The following is an 18,311-nucleotide window of genomic DNA, read 5'->3' on the forward strand; positions in this document are numbered from 1 at the left end:
TCTCGTCTACTCGAGTTCGCAGGTGTCCGATTCGATACATCGCGGGTCGGTCGTGCCCGTTTGGCGATATATGGTGGTAATCAGCGCCAAACCCAGAGAAACTTCCGCGGCCGCCACCGCCAGAACGAATATCACCGCGGCCTGGCCTTCAATTTGACCGGCATCGAGGCCGGACGCGATAAACGCCAGGGCACCGGCATTGAGCATGATCTCGAGACCCAGCAAGATCATGATGAGGTTGCGGCGTGTCAACGTGCATATCACACCCAGACCAAACAAAATCCCTGCAAAAAGCAGCACGTGGTAGTAGGGAACGATCATGATTCCTCTTTTCCATTCCGACGGTTTAAACGGTCGCCGATGCCGAGCAGCAGGGCACCGATCAACACCACCAGAAGCAGCAGGGAGATCACTTCGATAGACAGCCAGTGCCTGTGGAAAACAAACGCCCCGTACCTGGCGGGTTCGGCGAAGGCCGCCTTCATCGCCACGCCCGCATCGCCGGGCAGCAGGTGAAGCAGCACGCATGCGGAAAGATAGGCGATGCTGCCGAACATGCCTGCCAGAGCGAAGCGGCCCGCACGCTGCCCGGAACGCTTTTCATCGGCAATTTTAAGCATCATGACGATGAACAGAAACAGCACCATGATACCACCCGCATAGATGATCACCTCCAGTGCAGCCGGCAGCGGTGCGCCGAGCAGATAAAACATCATGGCGGTTCCGACAAAGGAGGCCACCAGGTACAGGATGGTGTGCACCATATTCCGGCAGGCGATGGCCATCACCGTGGTCATGATGATGACAACCGCCAGCAGATAGAAACAGACGGCATACGGTGTCATGGCCGTCCCCCGGGATCGTGTGCCGAGCGGACGGCTTCGAACCGTCGGACGATATGTTCGTTTTCAATGCTTCCGGTCATGGCGTTGCCCTCTGGCCCGATGCTCATGGCAGATTGGTCTTGATATTCGTGGGGGGTGCTTCTCCCACATGATCACCCTTGCCCTTCAGCCGGTTCAACACGCCGGCGTGTTGATAATAATCGTAATCCGGATCCTTGCCGCCATGATCCACGAGAAGGTCCTTTTTTTCGAATACCAGTGACAGAATATCCCTTTTGCAATTTTCAAAGTCGGGAGTCAGCTGGATGGCCGATGTGGGACAGGCCTCCTCGCACAGCCCGCAGTAGATGCAGCGTCCGAAGTTTATTCTGAACCAGACCGCGTATCGCCGGCCGTTTTCATCTTCACCGGCCTGCATCGAGATACAGGATACCGGGCAGACAGCCGAGCACAAATAGCATGCCACGCACCGCTCTCGACCGTCCGGGTCCCTGGTCAAAACGATTCTGGCCCTGGAACGTTCCGGAAGCGGACGTTTGTACTCCGGGTATTCCTGGGTAAACGGCTTTTTGAAAAGAAATTTCAGCGTCGTCAGAAACCCCGTTCCAATGGCCCCGACATCCGCTAACATGGTTTGAAAAGGCTTCATGAGCGTCCTTTTACCGGAGGATGACGGCTCCGGTAATAACGATATTCAACAACGCGAGCGGTATCAGCAGTTTCCAACCGAAATTCATGAGCTGGTCATAACGCAGCCGGGGAAGCGTTCCCCGAATCCAAATCATGATCGCCGATACCAGCAGAATTTTTATCAGCAGCCACACAGGCCCCGGCAGGATCGGGCCCCGCCATCCCCCCAGGAAGAGCACCGCCATCAGCGCCCCCAGCACCTGCATGTGGACATATTCTCCCAGAAAAAAAAGGCCGAAACGAATGCCGCTGTATTCTGTGTGAAAACTCGAACCCAGTTCGGTTTCGGCTTCGGGCATATCGAAAGGTATGCGCTTGCTCTCGGCCATGGATGCCAGAAAAAAGATGACAAAGCCGATCGGTTGAACGACGATAAACGGATAGTCCGCCTGGGCCCGGACGATTTCGACGAGGCTGAAGGAACCGGCCAGCATCACGACGGGAACAATGGACAACCCCAAAGCCAACTCATAGCTGATCATCTGGGCCACCCCTCGAATGCCCCCCAACAAGGCGTATTTCGAGTTGGAAGCCCAGCCGCCCAGTGCGATGCCGTACACCCCCAGAGAAGACAGCGCCAGTACGTAAAGCATCCCGATATTGATGTCGGAGACCACCATCGGCACGTTATGACCGAAAAACGACAGATCGGGCCCGAAGGGGACCACCGCAAATATCAACAAAGCAGTGGTGGCTACTACCGCCGGTGCAAAAAGAAAAATGATGCGATCCGCCGCGGATGGTACGACGTCTTCCTTCAACAGCAGCTTGATGCCGTCCGCCAGGGGTTGCCACAGGCCGTAAGGACCGACACGATTCGGACCCAGCCGGGCTTGAAGCCATCCGAGGAGCCTGCGCTCGAGCAGGACAAGGTAAGCCGCCAAGGCCAAAACCGCGGCCAGAACGACAGCCAGCTTGAGCAGCAGAATGATAAATCCGAGCATCCAATCCAATATCATGAGCGTGTGTCGGCTCCCCTGAACTGTTTTCTGCCTAACCGCCTTCCCCCCATATCCGGCATGTGCATTTCCGCGTGGGATAGACGGGGCATTATGACAAGGCCCTCAGGCACTTTGACGGAACGCCTCAGTTTTATTTTCAACGACAGCGAATCCATGGTGATCCACAGGCTGTTGTAACCTGAAAATCCACACGCCTCCGCCTGTTTCGCGTTCATCCAGATGTACGGCTCTTTTGCCAGTTTCTGAAGGGGGGGTGAAAAGTGAGAGAGGCATTCGGTTCCAAAGCACGCTTCCGTCAAGAGTATCTCAAAATTCGTGCCGGCAGACGCCCCTGATTCCGGCGCTGGCCGAACCTCCCGCTCCATGTCCGGCCCTTTGGCGGAGATGCGAAGCGGCTCATCCCCGGAGAGTTGCTGGATGCCGTCCAATTCGGGATGAGCGTCGATCAGCCATGCAAGCAGCCGTTGCCGCGAAAAAACGCCCTCACTGCCTCCTATCATGTCCAATGCTTGCCAGGCGGCACACGTATCACTACCGGGCACCGTTTCTCTAAACGTTCGCGGCGGATGATCTCCCCCCCCGGTAATGCTGATGGGCATGCCACCCTTGAAAACAGGGCGCGCATGCTGAGCCCGGCCCCGATGATTGATGAAGATACCACCGGATTCATAGACCGTCTGGGTGGGAATGAAGGCGGAAGCGGCGTTTGCCGGATGCAAGGGAATGTAATCCATGGCGGATAGAAAGCCGAGGCGGCTGAATGCCAGCGCAAGCCGCCGCCGGTCGGGGAAATCCCATACCGGATCGGTTTCCACCATCAGAAGCGCCTGGATGCCGCCGTTTTCTATATTCTCCAGCAGGTCTTCAACGGCGCCGTCGGGCGCAGTCAAAAGGGCCGCCCCATAGGCATTCGGGCCGGGGAGCGTGCAACACAACCCCGACCGGGGCCGCAAACGAAACGCCAGTTCGGCACACTGCCCTATGATACGGTGATCGGTGATGTCCGTACCGCAAACAACTGCCGTACGCGCGCCTCCGGTGACGAGATTCAACACGGATTGCACGTGGGCCCATTTCCCCCCGTCACCGTCCATGATCGGCGGCAACAGACGCTCGTTACCGTCTTCAAAACTTGCCGATGTCGCGGCCTCCAGAATGTCGTGGATTTCCCGGGGAGAAGCCGCTATTTGCCGGAAATCAAACGGCAGGTCCAACGGTCGCGGATCGAGACACAAAACATCGGCCCCTTTTCGAACCGCCTGCCGCAAGGATAACGCCAGCATGGGGGCTTCGTTGACCGGATCCGCGCCGACAACCAGGATGCGGTCGAATGTCTCGATCTCTTCCAGAGACAAGGTTTTGTTCCTGGCAAGGCAATTCAGCACGGTGTGAACATTCCCCAGATGCCGTCTGGTCAATCCCACGTACGGCTGCCGCCAGCCTTTGTCACGGCATAGCTTCAGCGTGCCTGCCAGGGTCTCCAGGCTGCATCGGGGTGATACCAGCGTTGCCACCGAAGAAGGCCCGTACCGTTGGCTGATGGCGTCAAGACGCTGGGCGGTCAGCGCAACGGCCTGTTCCCCGGTCACTTTTTCGCGATTCACCCGCCCCGTCCTCGGCCGGTCTTCCTGATCGGCATAGAAAAATCCGTATCGCCCCCGATCGCAGATAAAGTGGCCGTTGATCTCGGGCTCGAGGCGCGCTTCTTGCTTTACAATCCGACGATAGCGGGTATTGACGGTCAAGTGGCAGCCCAGGCTGCAGTGTATGCATATCGAAGGATGCCTTCCGAAATCCCATTGCCGCCCTGTATAGCGGGAGGGCCGATCCGTGTAGACACCGGTTGGGCAGAGATCGATCAAGTTACCGGCAAAGGGGCTCTTCAGGGTGCCGTCCCGATACCGCCCGAAATAGATGCGCGAGGCAACGCCCATGACGCCAAGATCATGGTAGCCGGCAAACTCCTGGTAGAATCGCGAACAACGGTAGCATTGGATACAGCGATTCATTTCGTGTTGAATCAGGGGGCCCAGGTATTGATCACGATAGGTTCTTTTGCGGCCCCTGAATCGCCGCAGGCCGTGCCCGCCGGACACGGTCAGGTCCTGAAGCAGGCAGTGCCCGCCTTCGTCGCACACCGGGCAGTCATGGGGATGGTTCATCATGAGCCATTCGATGACATGGCGTCTGAAGTCGACGGCGTCGGCATCGGTTGTGGAAATCACCATGCCGTCTTCCGCATCCAGCCGGCAGCTCATCTTGATGCCTTTTACCGGGCCCTCCAGGACACTCACGGCACACACCCTGCATGCGCCCACCGATCCCAACGCCGGATGGTAGCAGAACCTCGGTATGACGATGCCGAGCCGTTCGGCTGCATCGATCACCTTGGTCCCGGTCGGAACGACAACTTTTCTCCCGTCAATGACAAGTTCCGGCATTTTTACTGTTGATCCTCAAAGGGGCAGCGTTTTTGATCGATATGGGCAACAACTTCGTCCTCGAACTCCTTGAACAGGCTTGCCACCACCATCGCGGCACCGGGCGCAAATGCACAGTATGCCTGCCACAGGTGCCGGCACATGGTGGTTATCATTTCCACAAACGATCTTTCGCCCCGGCCGGTTTCGATCCGGTGGAGCAAATCCCGAATATAGGGGATGCCTTCTCGGCAGGGGGTACACCAGCCGCATGATTCGCGCGAAAAAAAATTTACCAGGTTCAGAGTGGCCGCCACCATGCAGGTGTGCTGATCGAACACCATGACGGCCGCGGTGCCCAGCCGATGGCCGGCTTTTTTCAAGGTGTCGAAATCCATTTCGATGTGGTATAATTTTTCCGTCATGTAGGCCGTGGAGGCACCGCCCGGCAGGCAGGCCTTGAACGTCGATCCCGGCCGCATACCGCCTGCATGGACCTCGATGACCTCCGAAAGTTTTATCCCCATCGGCAGTTCATAGCATCCGGGTCGATTTACTTTTCCGCTGACACAAAATATCTTTGTGCCGGCGCCACCGGGGGTCAATGCCAGGGATTTGAACCATTCGGCGCCATGTCTCACGATATGGGGGACACAGGAAAGCGTTTCCACGTTCTGCAGCAGTGTCGGCTGCCCCCACAGGCCCTTTACCGTGGGATGCGGCGGCGGCTTTTTGGGATTCGGCCGGTTGCCGGAAATCGCGTTCAAAAGCGCCGTCCCCTCTCCACAGATATAGCGTCCGCCGCTCCGGTGAACAGTCAGATCGAAGCTGAAACCGGAACCGAAAATTCTTTTGCCGATAAAGCCCTTTTCTCTTGCGATGCCGATTTCCCGTTCGAGAATCACGGAGGCTCCCTCGTATTCCGGTCTTATGAAGATAATGCCTCTTTCGGCCCCGATTCCATAGCCGGCTAACGCCATCCCCTCGATCAGCTGGTGGGGGTCGGCGTGAATCAACACGCGGTCCTTAAACGTGCCGGGCTCCATTTCATCCACATTGCAAACGACATAACGCGGATACGGCGCATCGTCGGGCACCGTCGTCATTTTCGACCCCATCGGAAATGCGGCACCGCCCCGTCCCCGCAGCGTCGCATCGAAAATGATCTGTTTGACTTCGTCCGACCGGGATTCCCTGACCGCCTTTTCAAGGCCCTGGTAACCGCCGCTGTGCCGGTACTCGGACAAGGTCGTAATGCGATCCGGTTTTCGGTTTGCCAATAAAACTTGAGGGTACATCCCGTGCCTGCAGTCCGGGTTAAGGTTCTAACCTGAGTTGAGTGTTTCAAATTTTAAGAATTATCAAAGTAAAAACAATTTCGCTTATACGGGCCTTTCGGGGGCCTGGTCCTGCGATGCCGTCCTCTCCTGCTGCGCCTCGAATCTCAATTCATCGAGAAGCCGCTCCAATTTTTCAGGGGTTAGATTTCCGTAAACCTTTTTGTTTACCAGAATAGCCGGTGAGCGATCGCAATATCCGATGCAGCAAACCGGAAGAAGGGTAAACAAACCGTCCGGCGTGGTTTCGCCCATTTGGATATCGAGGGACCGGCAAAGGAACTCCTTGAGGGCTTCACCCCCCATCGACCAGCACATGACGCTGTCACAGACATGAATGACATATTTCCCGACCGGCTCACGAAATATAAACGTGTAGAAGGTCGCAATCTGTTCAATTTCCAGCGGGTCCATGTGCAGCAACCGTGCAACCACTTCCAGACTTTCATCGTCCAGGTAGCCGTATCGGTCCTGAATTTTGAAAATGATGTCCACCAGCAGTTCCCGGGGATGCTCGCTGTTTTGGACCGTCCGCGTCAATTCGGCTTTTAATTCTTCTGAAAACATAGCCCCACATTCTCTCAACACCTGAAACCCGACAACCGATGACTTACGTCCATGTTTGGGGCATTTGAATTTCGGTCATTCGATATTCTTCCGGATTTCGAATTTGGTGCTTGGAATTTTATTCCGCCTATTCCTGGCACAGCCAAATATTTCCGGCCCGGCCCAAGCTACCAGAATTTCATACCCAAGTTGCGCGTTCCAAATTTTAAGAATGCTCAACTTGGGTCATCAAAAGGGGCTTACCGATCGATATCCGGCAGCGTGTAATCGACCGAACTGATATTGGCGATAAAGTCGGAAATCGGCAGCCCCCGGGATATCAGCGGCAGTATCTGGACATTGGTGAAGCTGGGGCCCCTCACATGCAGCCGGTAGGGGCAGCCCTTGCCGTCGCTGACCAGGTAATAGCCTTGTTCTCCCCGGGGAATCTCGCATGCCGCATACGCCTGCCCCGGCGGGATTTTGGGTCCGCGTGTCACGTTGACGAAGTGGTGAATCAGGCTTTCGATATCATTCAGCATATGTTTGCGCACCGGAACGGCATACCGGTAGTCATCGGTTACATAAGCGCCGCCGGGCATGTTGTCGGCCGCCTGCCGAATGATCTTGGCGCTCTCGTAGCATTCCTGAATACGCATGCAGAAACGGGCATAGCAGTCTCCCGCGGTATCTGTGGGCACCTCGAAATCGAAGCGCTCATACCCTGAATAGGGCATTCTTTTGCGCAGGTCCCACGCAAAGCCGCTTGCCCTCAGATTAGGCCCGCTGACACCCCAGTCTATGGCTTCATCCAGGGGCAGCCTGCCGATTCCCCTGGTGCGCGCCTTGACGATCGGATTGTTGACGGTCAGATTTTCGTAATCGCGGATCCGCCCGGGAAAAATTTTTAGAAAGGCATCGATGGCCTCCTTCCATCCGTCGGGAAGATCTGCTGCCACGCCGCCGATGCGAAACCATGCCGGGTGCAGCCGTCCGCCGGTTATCGACTCCACGATATCCAGGATCAACTCCCTTTCACGAAAGGTATAAAACGTAGGTGTCATTGCGCCGAGGGCGTGGGCAAAAATACCGATATAGGCAAGATGGTTGCTCAAACGGAAAAGCTCACTCAACATGACGCGAATGAATTGTGCCCGTTCCGGCACCGTTATGCCGGCCAATTTCTCCACTGCGAGCAGATAGGGCAGATTGTTGGCTGCGCCGGCCGTGTAGTCCACGCGGTCGGTGTAGGGGATGAACTGGTGCCAGGACTGGCGCTCGCCGATCTTCTCGACAGACCGGTGGTGATACCCCACGTCCATGTCGAGGTCGACAATGCGCTCCCCCTTCAAACGGGCGATAAACCGCATCAACCCGTGGGTCGCGGTGTGGTGCGGGCCGATATTGAGCAGTATTTCCTCCGCAACGTCCACCCCGGGGTGATAGGTTTCGGCACCCAGCGGGTCATGTGTTTCAGCAGCCGCCAAATCATAGGGTGCGATCTCCGTGGCACGCCCCGGATAGGATTTCCTCAAGGGATGCCCTTCCCAGTCATGCGGCATGATAAGCCGCTTGAGGTTCGGGTGTCCCGTAAAATTGATGCCGAACATGTCGTAGATCTCACGTTCGTACCAGTTCGCCGACGGCCAGATATCGCTGATGCTCGAGGTTTCGGGCCGTTTGCCCGACAGCGGTACCTCTAAGCGCAGACGCATGGGGGGATCGAATGCCAGGAGGTGGTGCACAAGGGTAAAGTCAGGATATCGATCCCGGTCGCCGCGTGCGGATTCATCGATGGCTGTGTAGTCTTCGAGTCTTGCGAAGCGTGGCTTGGCCTCATGCTTTAAATATCGTAAAATCGCGTTGAGATCTTTTGCGGCCACCGCAAAGGTCGGCATGTCGACTGACGGCTCGCCGGTTCGTAAAGATTCGCCGAAACGGGCGTACAGCGCATCGGCAAGTTCTTTTTCTTCGGGTGACGGTTTGAACGGTGGCGCCGGCGGCGTCCACATGAGATCGGTGCGGCTGCCCGAAAAATCAGGGGGGGTCGTCGAGGTCCCCCGCACGGGGATCTCCTCCATGCCCGGGCCTCTGGGGTCGCGCGATTTGCTTTTGCCGTCCACTAAAACCGGGGCGGTGGTTCCCTGGGTTCCATATCCGGAATGAAATACCGAACGTGCCGGGCTCTCACCCCTGATTTTTTTCTGCAGAACATCGAGCCCCATGAGGATGGCTTCAGGGCGCGGCGGACAGCCGGGAATGTAAACGTCCACCGGCAGAATCTGGTTGACCCCCTGAACGACGCTGTAGGCGTCATACATGCCGCCGGTGTTTGAGCACGATCCCATTGACATCACCCATTTCGGTTCCGCCATCTGCTTGTAGAGGCGCAGCACGACCGGAGCGATTTTTTTGAATACGGTCCCGGCTATAATGAGGAGGTCTCCCTGGCGGGGAGAGGGACGAATGACTTCAGATCCGAATCGTGCGATATCGTATCGCGACGTCAGCACGGCCGCCATTTCCATAAAACAGCATGACAGGCCGAAATAAAGGGGCCACAAGCTGTTGGCATGCGCCCAGTTGATAACGGGGTCCAGCAGGTGCCGGGGCGGTGTCAGACTTTTTGGTCTCTCGAGCCCCAATTCAGCCCTCCTTTACGCCAGATATAGATGAGGCCCAGCAGCAGGATGAGGATGAAGAGCGTCATCCGGATCCACCCTATCCATCCCAACTCCCGGCATGCAACCGCCCAGGAGAATATGAAGCTTCCCTCGACATCGAAGATGAGAAAAAAGATGGCAACGAGAAAAAACGGCAAAGAATATCTGAGGCGTGATGATCCGTATGGGATAATGCCGCTTTCGTAAGGTCTTGATTTTTCTTGGTTGGGTTTTTTTTCTCCCAAGAAGGATGCAATCAGGACAAGGGCCGCGATAATAAAAAGCACCGCCAGAGCAAATAAAATAAGTGCTGGTATTCCCGGATGCCAGGGAGATAAATTTTCAAATGGCTGTATAGAATTCATCACATACAAAGCAGCAGAATGAGCTATTTGTCGTATTTCCGGTGCCAGCCCCAGTTTTCATAATATTCCCAGCTTGCCATTTTGTTCAGGCGCTTTATCTTCTCGTCCTTCTCAAGGAGAATGGCCCGCATCACATCGCCCATGGAGAGCAGGCCAATATAGTCGTTTTCTTTCTTGACGAGTATATGCCGGATAAACAGTCCCAGAAACATGTCCTGAAGCGCCGTTATCGGTGTCTCCGGCGGCACACTGATGAGTTCGGTGTTCATGTAATTGCCGACAACCGCTTTCTTCGCATCGAATCCGGGCTCGATCGAGTTGCGGAAATAATCCCGCTCGGTCCAGATGCCGACGATAGCCCCTTCCTTTCCTACCAGGATTGCCCCAATTTTTTTGGCAATCATCTGCTGCATGACGTCATAGACAAGGGTATCCATGCTTACGGATATGAGACCCCATGGTTTGTCTGAAATAATATCGCCGGCGGTCTTCATCGTCTCACTCCTGAAAGGGTTCCCGCTCAATGTGAACGGCGTCCAAAAGCCGTGCTGACAGGTTTCCGCTATTGCTTACTGAATGGGGCTCTCTGCCGTCAGCTGCGGCAAATGTTTTGCCTTACGGCAGTGCTGCGCGGGACCGTAAAGCATTTTATCTTTACCGATGCACTCGCTGTGGCGGTTCGATTTAACCCCATGGTTGCACAATAAACTAATATCGGGTCCGGTAAAATGTCAACGAAAACTTTTTTTTAGCAATGTTTGAGAGGTGGGTTTCCCGGTCGGACCCACATGCACAAATTGACGATTCCCCGCAGCAATCTTAAGGGGACTCTTCACCGTAAGGAATTCTATCAATTATGATTCGCTCGCATTCCCTGCAGCACGCCGCAGGGAATGCGCTCGCTGTCTCGCTCCAAATGACTGAGCTGCCGGAATGTTTATTCCGTCAGCCCCGCACAGAGCCTGCCCCGGTGTTGTCTTTGGCCGGAGCGGGGGTCCGGGCATAGCTTTCCGGATAGCGCAAACGCTTCACTACTTGCCCGCCGGCGCGGGTATGACGAGGGCTCTAGACTAAAAATCACAGCTCTCGAAATTACTACTACCCATGCTTAGGGCAAATACTACCAGCCCATTTCCGAAAGGGACAACCCGCTGTTACAGATCCCATCGTTGGGGTTAGCAAGGCTGAGCCTCAACGTTGAGGTGAATACGGTTAGGCGTTAACGGCCGCAATACACGACTTCGTCCGGCGCCCACTTTTCCGGGCGGTGCGCCGATAACAGCGATGCCTGTCATCGGACGTTTTCGATTCCATATCGCACGCACCGAGCTGTTGGACTAAACGGTTATACCCTTTTGCGCAACATTGCTTGGCTTGTGTCTTTACATTATTTTTCATCGTAGCACCTCATTTTCATTCCACCTGAATTGCCGGTTATTCCAAAATAATATATACGTTACGGCATTTCAAATAATTGAACAAACCCACGCCTCCTGCCTTTCCATTTTCCAACCCTCTTGACAGAACATAATCCATCCTTAAGCTATTGCAACCACATTGTGGTGTTTTTCTGGCAAATCACTCTCAACGATGAGGTGCCTCCGGCGTTTCAACAAAGGCGGCTTCCCAAGTTGAGCGAAAGGAGGTCAAGATGATTATTCATCAAAGAGAAATCGGCTACGGGGATACCTACCCCGAGTTTTTTGCGGCGCTTGCCAAGGTCAAGGCATATCTTGAAAATAAATATCCCGAGATCTCTGTCGGACTGATGTACAATCTCGCAGGCGAGAGGCGCAGGGTAACGATTCAAACGCGTTATGCTTCACTGGCAGATTATGAAAGAATCGACTCCGAAATGGACAATGACAAAACCTACTCGAAAATGCTCGAACCTGTCATGACCGACAAAGTGCTTCCCATCGTAGATCAGTTCTATCGCGTCCTTGAAAGTTCTTAAAAAAGTGCCTTACGCCTTGAAGGAACGTTCACGAGCCTGGTCGGCATCGTAGTATTCCACAACCGTGAGGTAGGTGTTCAGATCGACCCTCAGGGTAGCGCGGTGGGGGTTGTCGTACCAGCTGAGCACCAGCTGATCATCGGGGGCCTCTTCGATGACGAGGGACCCATTGAAGGCAGGGTAGCGGTTTCTGAAGACCATGAGCTTCAGCAGCCGTTCCACTACCGGCTTTTGAATGTCACGGCTGATTTCGTCAAGCGTGTAGTTGTGCCGGTTTATGTCGCGACCGTTTTTGGTTTGTTCGGCCAGTGCGATGTCGTTTTCGCCTGCCAGCAGGCCGACATAGTAGACCTGCGGAATTCCGGGGGTAAAGAATTGTATGGCGCGTGCGGCCAAATAGGCGTTGTCGTTGCACTCCAGAGCCGAGTAGTAGGTGCAGTTGACCTGATAGGTGTCCAGATTGTTGTATTCCGGTCCGGAGTATATTTTCCTGGTGTTCGCCCCCTTCTCATCCAGTCCATTCAGTGTGCGTTCGATCTCTTCCGGTGTGAGCAGGTCGACCACATCCACCACCCCGATGCCGTCGTGGGTGTCCAGGGTGGTGATCTGCTTCCGTGGGCAGATGGTCAGCCACTTCAACAGGCGTTCGCTCGTGTGGTGATACAGGGTATGCAGCACGAGCATGGGAAGGGCGAAGTCATATGTCCAGTACCCCTTGGCGGCGATTTTCAGGTGATAGCTGTGATGCTCGTGCACCTCGGGGAGCATCACCGTGTCGAAGGGGCTCAGGTACTCTTTCAGCCAGTCGAGCAGATGCCACACCTCCGGTTCCAGAAAAAAGCAGTCGGTTCCAAGCCGCACGGTTGCGTAGGCAAATGCATCCATGCGGATCATTTTGGCATTGGTCCGGGCCAGATGGATCAGGAACGAGCGCAGGACTTCCTTGGTTTTGGGTGATTGGAGGTCCATATCGATCTGCTCGTAGTCGAAGGTGCACCACACCTTCTCGCGCGATCCGTCGGCCCGGTGGATTACCGTGTAAGGCGGACGGGGTTTGCGGGTATAAACCCTGGCCAGATCCGCTTCGCTGATTTCACCGGTGGAACTCAACTTGTTAAAACTCAGAAACATATCGGCGAATTCTGAATCATCCCCCTTCTCGAAATAATCCTGAAAATAGAGCGACTGCCGGCTGATGTGATTGACCATGAAATCGATCATAAGGTCGAATTCTTCGCCTATACGTTCAACATCCTCCCAATTGCCGAAGGTCGGGTCGACTTCGAAATAGGTCAAGGGGGCAAATCCCCGATCGGCCGAAGACGGGTAAAAGGGCAACAAGTGCACACCCCCCACCGCTTTGCGCAGAAAACGCCTGAGTACGTAATGCAGCTCCAGAAGATTCGCGCCCAGGGAATCCGGATATGTGATCAGCTGAATGTTATTGCGTAAGGTCATGGGCGTTCCTTTCTTACCGGAAAATCATTATATTTACTTGCCGTGTTGTTTATGCAACCGTATGGTGTATTTTCTCGATGAACTTATACCAAGCGATGCCTTCGAGAATGCCGCCGGCGGCGGGTCGATCGGCATAATAAACATTGCGCGACTTTTTCAATTTTTCGAGCTCCGGGCTGAAATTGCCGACAACGATGGCCTTTGGCTCACCGCGCAGCATTTCCTCATCGTTGCCGGAATCGCCGCAAACGAGAAAATGCGACAACGGGATCTCCCATTTATAGCTGACATAACGCAGGGCTTTACCCTTCGAAGCCCGGTAAGGCAGGATGTCCAGGTAGGCGTCATGGGAATAAATCAGATTGTAGCGGCACTTGTTGGCTATCAGGCGGTCATGAACTTTTGCCAGGCGGTCTTTTCCCGGCACCATGTTGTAGCTTATCTTGAATTGCCGCTGGGTGTCCTCTTCCTGATAGGTTAAAAATGGAAAATCTTTCAGCAGGCTGACAATTTTTTCCCGATCCCATTTAGCCGAGATATGGGTTTCCCACCCTTTTCCAAACTGCCTGTGCTTGCCATAGTATATCTCCGCACCCACCGACGAAATGATCACATCGGGTGTCTGGACACCGAATCGCTTTAAATAGTCGCACGCCGAGTCCACCGTGCGCCCGGTGGCCACGCCGAATCCCACATGTTCCCGGTGTCGCTTCAATAGTTGCAGAAGTTCTTCCAGATGCGGATTGTCGTCGCCGATGAGCGTATTGTCGATGTCGGTAATCAGGAAATAGTCAAGCTTTGCCAGCCTTCTGCCGATGGGGTCGGAAGGAACGGCAACGTCCATGTGGGTCGATTCGAAGCTGTCAAGTGTTTCGTTGAGGGCTTCCATATACTTGGCGGCATGACTTTCCCACGTATAGTGCTCGCGGATGTTCATGACCCCGGCTTTGGAATAGTCCTTCCAGCATTCGTTGCCGGCGATAATGCGCTTGGCTGCATTGGCAATCTCCCGGGTATTGGTGGTATCCACCAGCACACCACATTCGCAGTTGTTTACGATATCCATCGGGCCCCCGTCATCGGGTGCGATGATGGGCAACCCGCAGGCGGCTGCCTCGATAAGGGTAATGCCGAAAGGTTCCGTGAGGGCGGGGTTGACGAACACGCCGCGATTTTCGGCTGCGATGCGGTAGAGCTCAGGCACTTCATATTCAAAGTCGTGCCTTTTGGGGATGGCCATCTTGCCGTACAAGTCATACTTGTCCATCAGCAAAAGCATTTCGGTCAACACGTCACGCTCGTTGTCCTGCATAGCATAAATGTCTTTTCGAATACCGGCAAACACCGCCAGGTTCGCCATGGACTGGAGTTCCAGGTCCTCTCCGAACGCCTTGATGAGACCGGCAATGTTTTTGCGTTTGTCGGGGCGGCACAATGAAAGGACCAACGGCTTGTCGGGATGCTTGAAAAAGCGATTAAGCTCCTCGAGGATCGAGGCCTGCGCATACAGCTCCTCTTCTTTTTTTTCGTATTCCGGCAGGGAATTGTGATAGTAGGGGTAGAACTTGTCGATGTCCAAACCGGGCGGCAGGACCTTGAAGCGCGGTAACCTTTTATTCTGGTACAGACCGTACTGGCCCTCAATTTCCTGCGTGGTGCTGGTTATCACCAGATCGGCTTTTCTTAAAATCTCCTCTTCCGTGTGAATGCGGTGATCGATTTTGAACTTTATGTCGATCTCCTTTTCAGACATGCCTTCATTCAACAGACGGCTCAGCTTCGAACGGCCCAGCGAGTGCCCCGTGTAGATCAGGGGCAAGCCGAAGATCTCCGACAACTGAAGCGCCACGTATCCGGCGTCGGGATAGTGTCCGTGCACAACATCGGGAATCTCTTCCTGACGTTTGATGTGCTTGATGGATTTGTCGACGTACTCATCGAGGTACGGCCAAAGCAGCTCCTTGCGCCGGTATTTTCGCCCCCCGCATTGAATTCTGACGATACGGCACTTTTCACTTATTTTCTCGATCGGCTGCGCGTAGTCTTCGGAAACCGATTTGTCACCCACCAACCGCGTGAAAAGCTCCACTTTTCTCACATCTTCGCGTTTTTCAAGCGCTTTGGCCAGTTCCACCACGTACTTGATCTGCCCGCCGGTGTCGGCATCATGACCCAATTCGAGGTTCTCTGACCGCAACAGCCCGTGAATGCTGAACAATTGTACATACAACCCATTAGCGCTTTTCAACTGGTCTCTTCCTTTCAGGATCCAGCAGACCCTCGTAAAACCCCGCTTCCGCCGGTATGGCGCCCTTTATGCCGCATACCCGTCGGGCGAGTTCCGCCGCGGTTTCCACAATTTTTTCAGGCGTCCATCCATGGGTGCAGCCCAGAGCGACAACCGATGCATACGCATCGCCGGCGCCAACCGTATCCCCCGCAATTTCGACGGGTGTGTTCCGTTGCTCGTGCGAACCCGTGTGCGTAAAAAGCTCGCTCCCGGCCGCGCCCTTTGTGAGCGAGATCAAACCGATGCCCATATCCTGCATGAGGTGGTCGACAAACGCATCATCACTCCCCGGAAACCGGAACATCCCTTTAATCGTCTTCAACTCCTCCGTGTTCATCTTGAGCGCATTGCATTGTTGCAGAGATTCGCGCACAATTTTTTCGTTGTAACAGCCCGGTCGAAGGTTGACATCACAAAGCACACGCGCCTCCGGATCTCTTGCCGCCAGGATTTTTTGCACGGCCCCGTGCCCGCGGGCGGTGCGCTGGGACAGGGTTCCAAAGTAAATCAAGTCCGGGTTTTGCCGGCGGACGGCTGCGACGCCATCACGGGCATCGATATGATCGTAGGCCATATTTCCTAAAATTTCGAAAGTCGGCGTGCCCTCGTCGTCGAGGGTCACCGTGACCCTGCCGGTCTCGTAGCGGTCGTCCTGCATGACATGACGGGTATCGAATCCGTTGAGATCCAACAGGTTCATGATTTCTCTGCCGGCGGCATCATTGCCGATGCGGCTGATCAAAGAAACCGGTTCACCGATTTTCTGCAGGTGATAGGCGAAGTTGAAAGGGGCACCGCCGATGCGCCTGTAACCTGGAAATATATCGACTAGAATTTCACCGACAGATGTAATCATACGCGTTGGCCACTGGGGCTCCCCATTTCTTGTGTTTGTTGTGTTTGTTGTGTTCGTTGAGTTCGTTGCGCTTGTTGCGTTTGTTGAGTCATACCTGCCAACCCAATTAACCCAAGCAGTGAACGTTTATGCTCGCATCAGTAGGTTTAACACAAATAGCTATAGCGGTAAAGGTCTTCAAAATTCGGAGGTCCGAGATCAGAAGCCAGAAGGGATAAATACCTGCGTTACATGGCTGCATGCGATTAGCAGTGTAGTCGAGGGCATTGCCAGCATCGCCAGCAGCGATGCCCACGACCTCATCGACATCGGCAAGCATTGGAGCGTTCCGGCTGACGGCGCAAAAGCACTGCGGCTGGTTTCTTGACTTCAAGGTTGCAGCCTTGAGGTTATGGAAGCGGTTACAGGCCTTCCAGTTTGGCAATGATGTCGGACATGACCTCGTTCGCTCCGCCTCCGATGGCGTTCAAACGCATGTCCCGAAACGCCCGGCTGACGCGCATTTCATTCATGTAGCCGGAGCCGCCGAACATCTGCAGGCAACCGCTGGAGATCCTGCAGCTCAATTGGCCGACCAGCAGTTTTCCCATGGAAACTTCCCGGGTCACATCCTGATGCGCCATTTTCATTCTGACGATGTGATAGGTCAACTGCTGCAGGCACTCCAGCTCCGTGAGCCATTGGGCAATACGGTGCCTAAGGACCTGTTTGACAATCAAGGGTTTGCCGAAAACAATCCGCTTTCTGAGGTGATCCACCGTGAGGGCAATCAGGTCTCTCAAAGCGACATAGGTGGTTGGCAAAGCGCTGAAGCGTTCATGCTGGAACTGCTTCATTTGAATAATGAACCCCTCCCGTTCATCACCGATAAGATTTTTTGCCGGAATCCTGAGGTTGTCCAAGAAAAGTTCGGCCGTATCGCTGCTGCGCATGCCCAGCTTGTCCAGCTTTCTGCTGACGGAAAATCCGGCGGAATCCGTAGGGACCACGAAGAGTCCGAAGGAGTGGTATCCCGGATCTTCGCTGGTTCTGGCCAGCAGGGTTAAAAAGTCGGCCTGGGTGCCGTTGGTGATGAAGGTTTTGGACCCGTTGATGACAAATTCATCGCCGTCTCTCTGGGCGGTGGTGCGCATGGCGCCAACATCCGATCCGGCATCCGGTTCGGTAACGGCAATGGATCCGACCATCTCCCCAGCGATGGCGGATCTCAGATACGTTTCCTTCAAATATTCACTTCCGAACTCGGCAATGGCCGGGGTAGCCATGTTGGTCTGCACGGCAATGGCCATGGCCACGCCGCCGCATTCGATGTGTCCCAGTTCCTCCAGCAAAACGGTTTCATACCAGTAGTCGAGCCCCTGTCCGCCGTAACGCGGGTCATAGCGAATTCCCAGAAAACCCAGGTCGCCCATTTTCTTAAAAAGATCGTGCAGGGGGATTTTGCCGTTTTCCTCCCAGTCGTCGATGTATGGGTTGATCTCCTTTTTGATAAAATCGTACACCGCACGGCGCACCTGATCATGTTCTTTGGTAAAGTAGGTCTGTTTTCCCATTAGTACATTTCCTGTATGAGGTCGCTGAAACGTTCGTTTACATATTTTCGTTTTAACTTCATGGCGGCCGTCAACTCGGGATCGTCGCTGGCAAGCTCGATGTCGATAAGACGGAATTTTTTGATGGTCTCCAGCCGAGCCGGGGATTTGTTGGCCCCGACGATTTCTTTTTCGATAAGCTCGCTGATCTGTTCATTGTGACAGAGGCTCTTATAGGTAGTAAATGGGCTATGTTACATTTGATTTTCAATACCTGCGAAACTCGCTGCCCGTTCAACTTGCAATCGGCTTTTATTTTACCAACATCGACGGCCCAGTCAAATATCTTTTTTTCGAGCCAGGTACTCTCCTTCATCTGCAGGATAATGG

The 18,311-nt window shown here is 54.5% G+C and carries 16 protein-coding genes; 2 read left to right on the plus strand and 14 right to left on the minus strand.

The window, feature by feature from the left end; translation table 11 throughout:
- Window positions 1–6 precede the first annotated feature (6 nt).
- From nuoK to LJE94_06755, 10 genes are all read right to left on the minus strand, one after another.
- Window positions 7–321, minus strand: coding sequence for an NADH-quinone oxidoreductase subunit NuoK (gene nuoK / locus LJE94_06710; GenBank protein MCG6909802.1), 315 nt, complete (start codon window positions 319–321; stop codon window positions 7–9).
- Window positions 318–845, minus strand: coding sequence for an NADH-quinone oxidoreductase subunit J (locus tag LJE94_06715; protein ID MCG6909803.1), 528 nt, complete (start codon window positions 843–845; stop codon window positions 318–320). The genes nuoK and LJE94_06715 overlap by 4 nt, the downstream gene beginning before the upstream one ends.
- Window positions 846–948: 103 nt before the next feature.
- Window positions 949–1,476, minus strand: a complete 528-nt coding sequence (gene nuoI, locus LJE94_06720) for an NADH-quinone oxidoreductase subunit NuoI (protein ID MCG6909804.1) — start codon at window positions 1,474–1,476, stop codon at window positions 949–951.
- 28 nt (window positions 1,477–1,504) lie between these two features.
- The gene (nuoH, locus tag LJE94_06725; GenBank protein MCG6909805.1) at window positions 1,505–2,494 is read right to left on the minus strand and encodes an NADH-quinone oxidoreductase subunit NuoH; all 990 of its coding nucleotides are present in this window, start codon (window positions 2,492–2,494) and stop codon (window positions 1,505–1,507) included.
- On the minus strand, window positions 2,491–4,938 hold the full coding sequence (gene nuoG / locus LJE94_06730) for an NADH-quinone oxidoreductase subunit NuoG (protein ID MCG6909806.1): 2,448 nt from the start codon (window positions 4,936–4,938) through the stop codon (window positions 2,491–2,493). The genes nuoH and nuoG overlap by 4 nt, the downstream gene beginning before the upstream one ends.
- A 2-nt stretch (window positions 4,939–4,940) precedes the next feature.
- A complete protein-coding gene (locus LJE94_06735; protein MCG6909807.1) occupies window positions 4,941–6,215 on the minus strand; it encodes an SLBB domain-containing protein in 1,275 nt (424 codons plus the stop codon).
- An 84-nt stretch (window positions 6,216–6,299) separates the two neighbouring features.
- On the minus strand, window positions 6,300–6,821 hold the full coding sequence (gene nuoE / locus LJE94_06740; protein MCG6909808.1) for an NADH-quinone oxidoreductase subunit NuoE: 522 nt from the start codon (window positions 6,819–6,821) through the stop codon (window positions 6,300–6,302).
- A 239-nt stretch (window positions 6,822–7,060) separates the two neighbouring features.
- A complete protein-coding gene (locus tag LJE94_06745; protein MCG6909809.1) occupies window positions 7,061–9,445 on the minus strand; it encodes an NADH-quinone oxidoreductase subunit B/C/D in 2,385 nt (794 codons plus the stop codon).
- Window positions 9,418–9,828 carry an NADH-quinone oxidoreductase subunit A gene (gene ndhC, locus LJE94_06750; GenBank protein ID MCG6909810.1) on the minus strand — a complete coding sequence of 137 codons (411 nt, stop codon included), beginning with the start codon at window positions 9,826–9,828 and terminating at the stop codon, window positions 9,418–9,420. Before ndhC ends, LJE94_06745 begins: the two co-directional genes overlap by 28 nt.
- A 23-nt stretch (window positions 9,829–9,851) precedes the next feature.
- Window positions 9,852–10,322: a CBS domain-containing protein gene (locus LJE94_06755; protein ID MCG6909811.1), complete on the minus strand. Its 471-nt coding sequence runs from the start codon at window positions 10,320–10,322 to the stop codon at window positions 9,852–9,854.
- Between the two features lie 1,157 nt (window positions 10,323–11,479).
- On the opposite strand from LJE94_06755, the gene LJE94_06760 reads away from it, so the two are divergent.
- A complete protein-coding gene (locus LJE94_06760; GenBank protein ID MCG6909812.1) occupies window positions 11,480–11,785 on the plus strand; it encodes a hypothetical protein in 306 nt (101 codons plus the stop codon).
- 9 nt (window positions 11,786–11,794) lie between these two features.
- Here the strand turns inward: LJE94_06760 and gtfA are convergent, their stop codons facing one another.
- Genes gtfA through LJE94_06775 form a run of 3 tightly spaced genes read right to left on the minus strand, consistent with a single transcriptional unit; the run spans window position 11,795 to window position 16,389 of the window.
- On the minus strand, window positions 11,795–13,243 hold the full coding sequence (gene gtfA / locus LJE94_06765; GenBank protein MCG6909813.1) for a sucrose phosphorylase: 1,449 nt from the start codon (window positions 13,241–13,243) through the stop codon (window positions 11,795–11,797).
- 49 nt (window positions 13,244–13,292) lie between these two features.
- Window positions 13,293–15,491, minus strand: coding sequence for an HAD-IIB family hydrolase (locus tag LJE94_06770; GenBank protein MCG6909814.1), 2,199 nt, complete (start codon window positions 15,489–15,491; stop codon window positions 13,293–13,295).
- Window positions 15,478–16,389, minus strand: a complete 912-nt coding sequence (locus LJE94_06775) for a PfkB family carbohydrate kinase (GenBank protein MCG6909815.1) — start codon at window positions 16,387–16,389, stop codon at window positions 15,478–15,480. Before LJE94_06775 ends, LJE94_06770 begins: the two co-directional genes overlap by 14 nt.
- A gap of 31 nt (window positions 16,390–16,420) precedes the next feature.
- Between LJE94_06775 and LJE94_06780 the strand changes: the two genes are divergently transcribed.
- Window positions 16,421–16,756: a hypothetical protein gene (locus LJE94_06780; protein MCG6909816.1), complete on the plus strand. Its 336-nt coding sequence runs from the start codon at window positions 16,421–16,423 to the stop codon at window positions 16,754–16,756.
- A 34-nt stretch (window positions 16,757–16,790) separates the two neighbouring features.
- Here the strand turns inward: LJE94_06780 and LJE94_06785 are convergent, their stop codons facing one another.
- Complete coding sequence (locus LJE94_06785) at window positions 16,791–17,942, minus strand: acyl-CoA dehydrogenase family protein (GenBank protein MCG6909817.1); 1,152 nt, start codon at window positions 17,940–17,942, stop codon at window positions 16,791–16,793.
- Between the last annotated feature and the right edge of the window lie 369 nt (window positions 17,943–18,311).

Source organism: Deltaproteobacteria bacterium (genome assembly GCA_022340465.1).
Lineage (GTDB): Bacteria > Desulfobacterota > Desulfobacteria > Desulfobacterales > B30-G6 > JAJDNW01.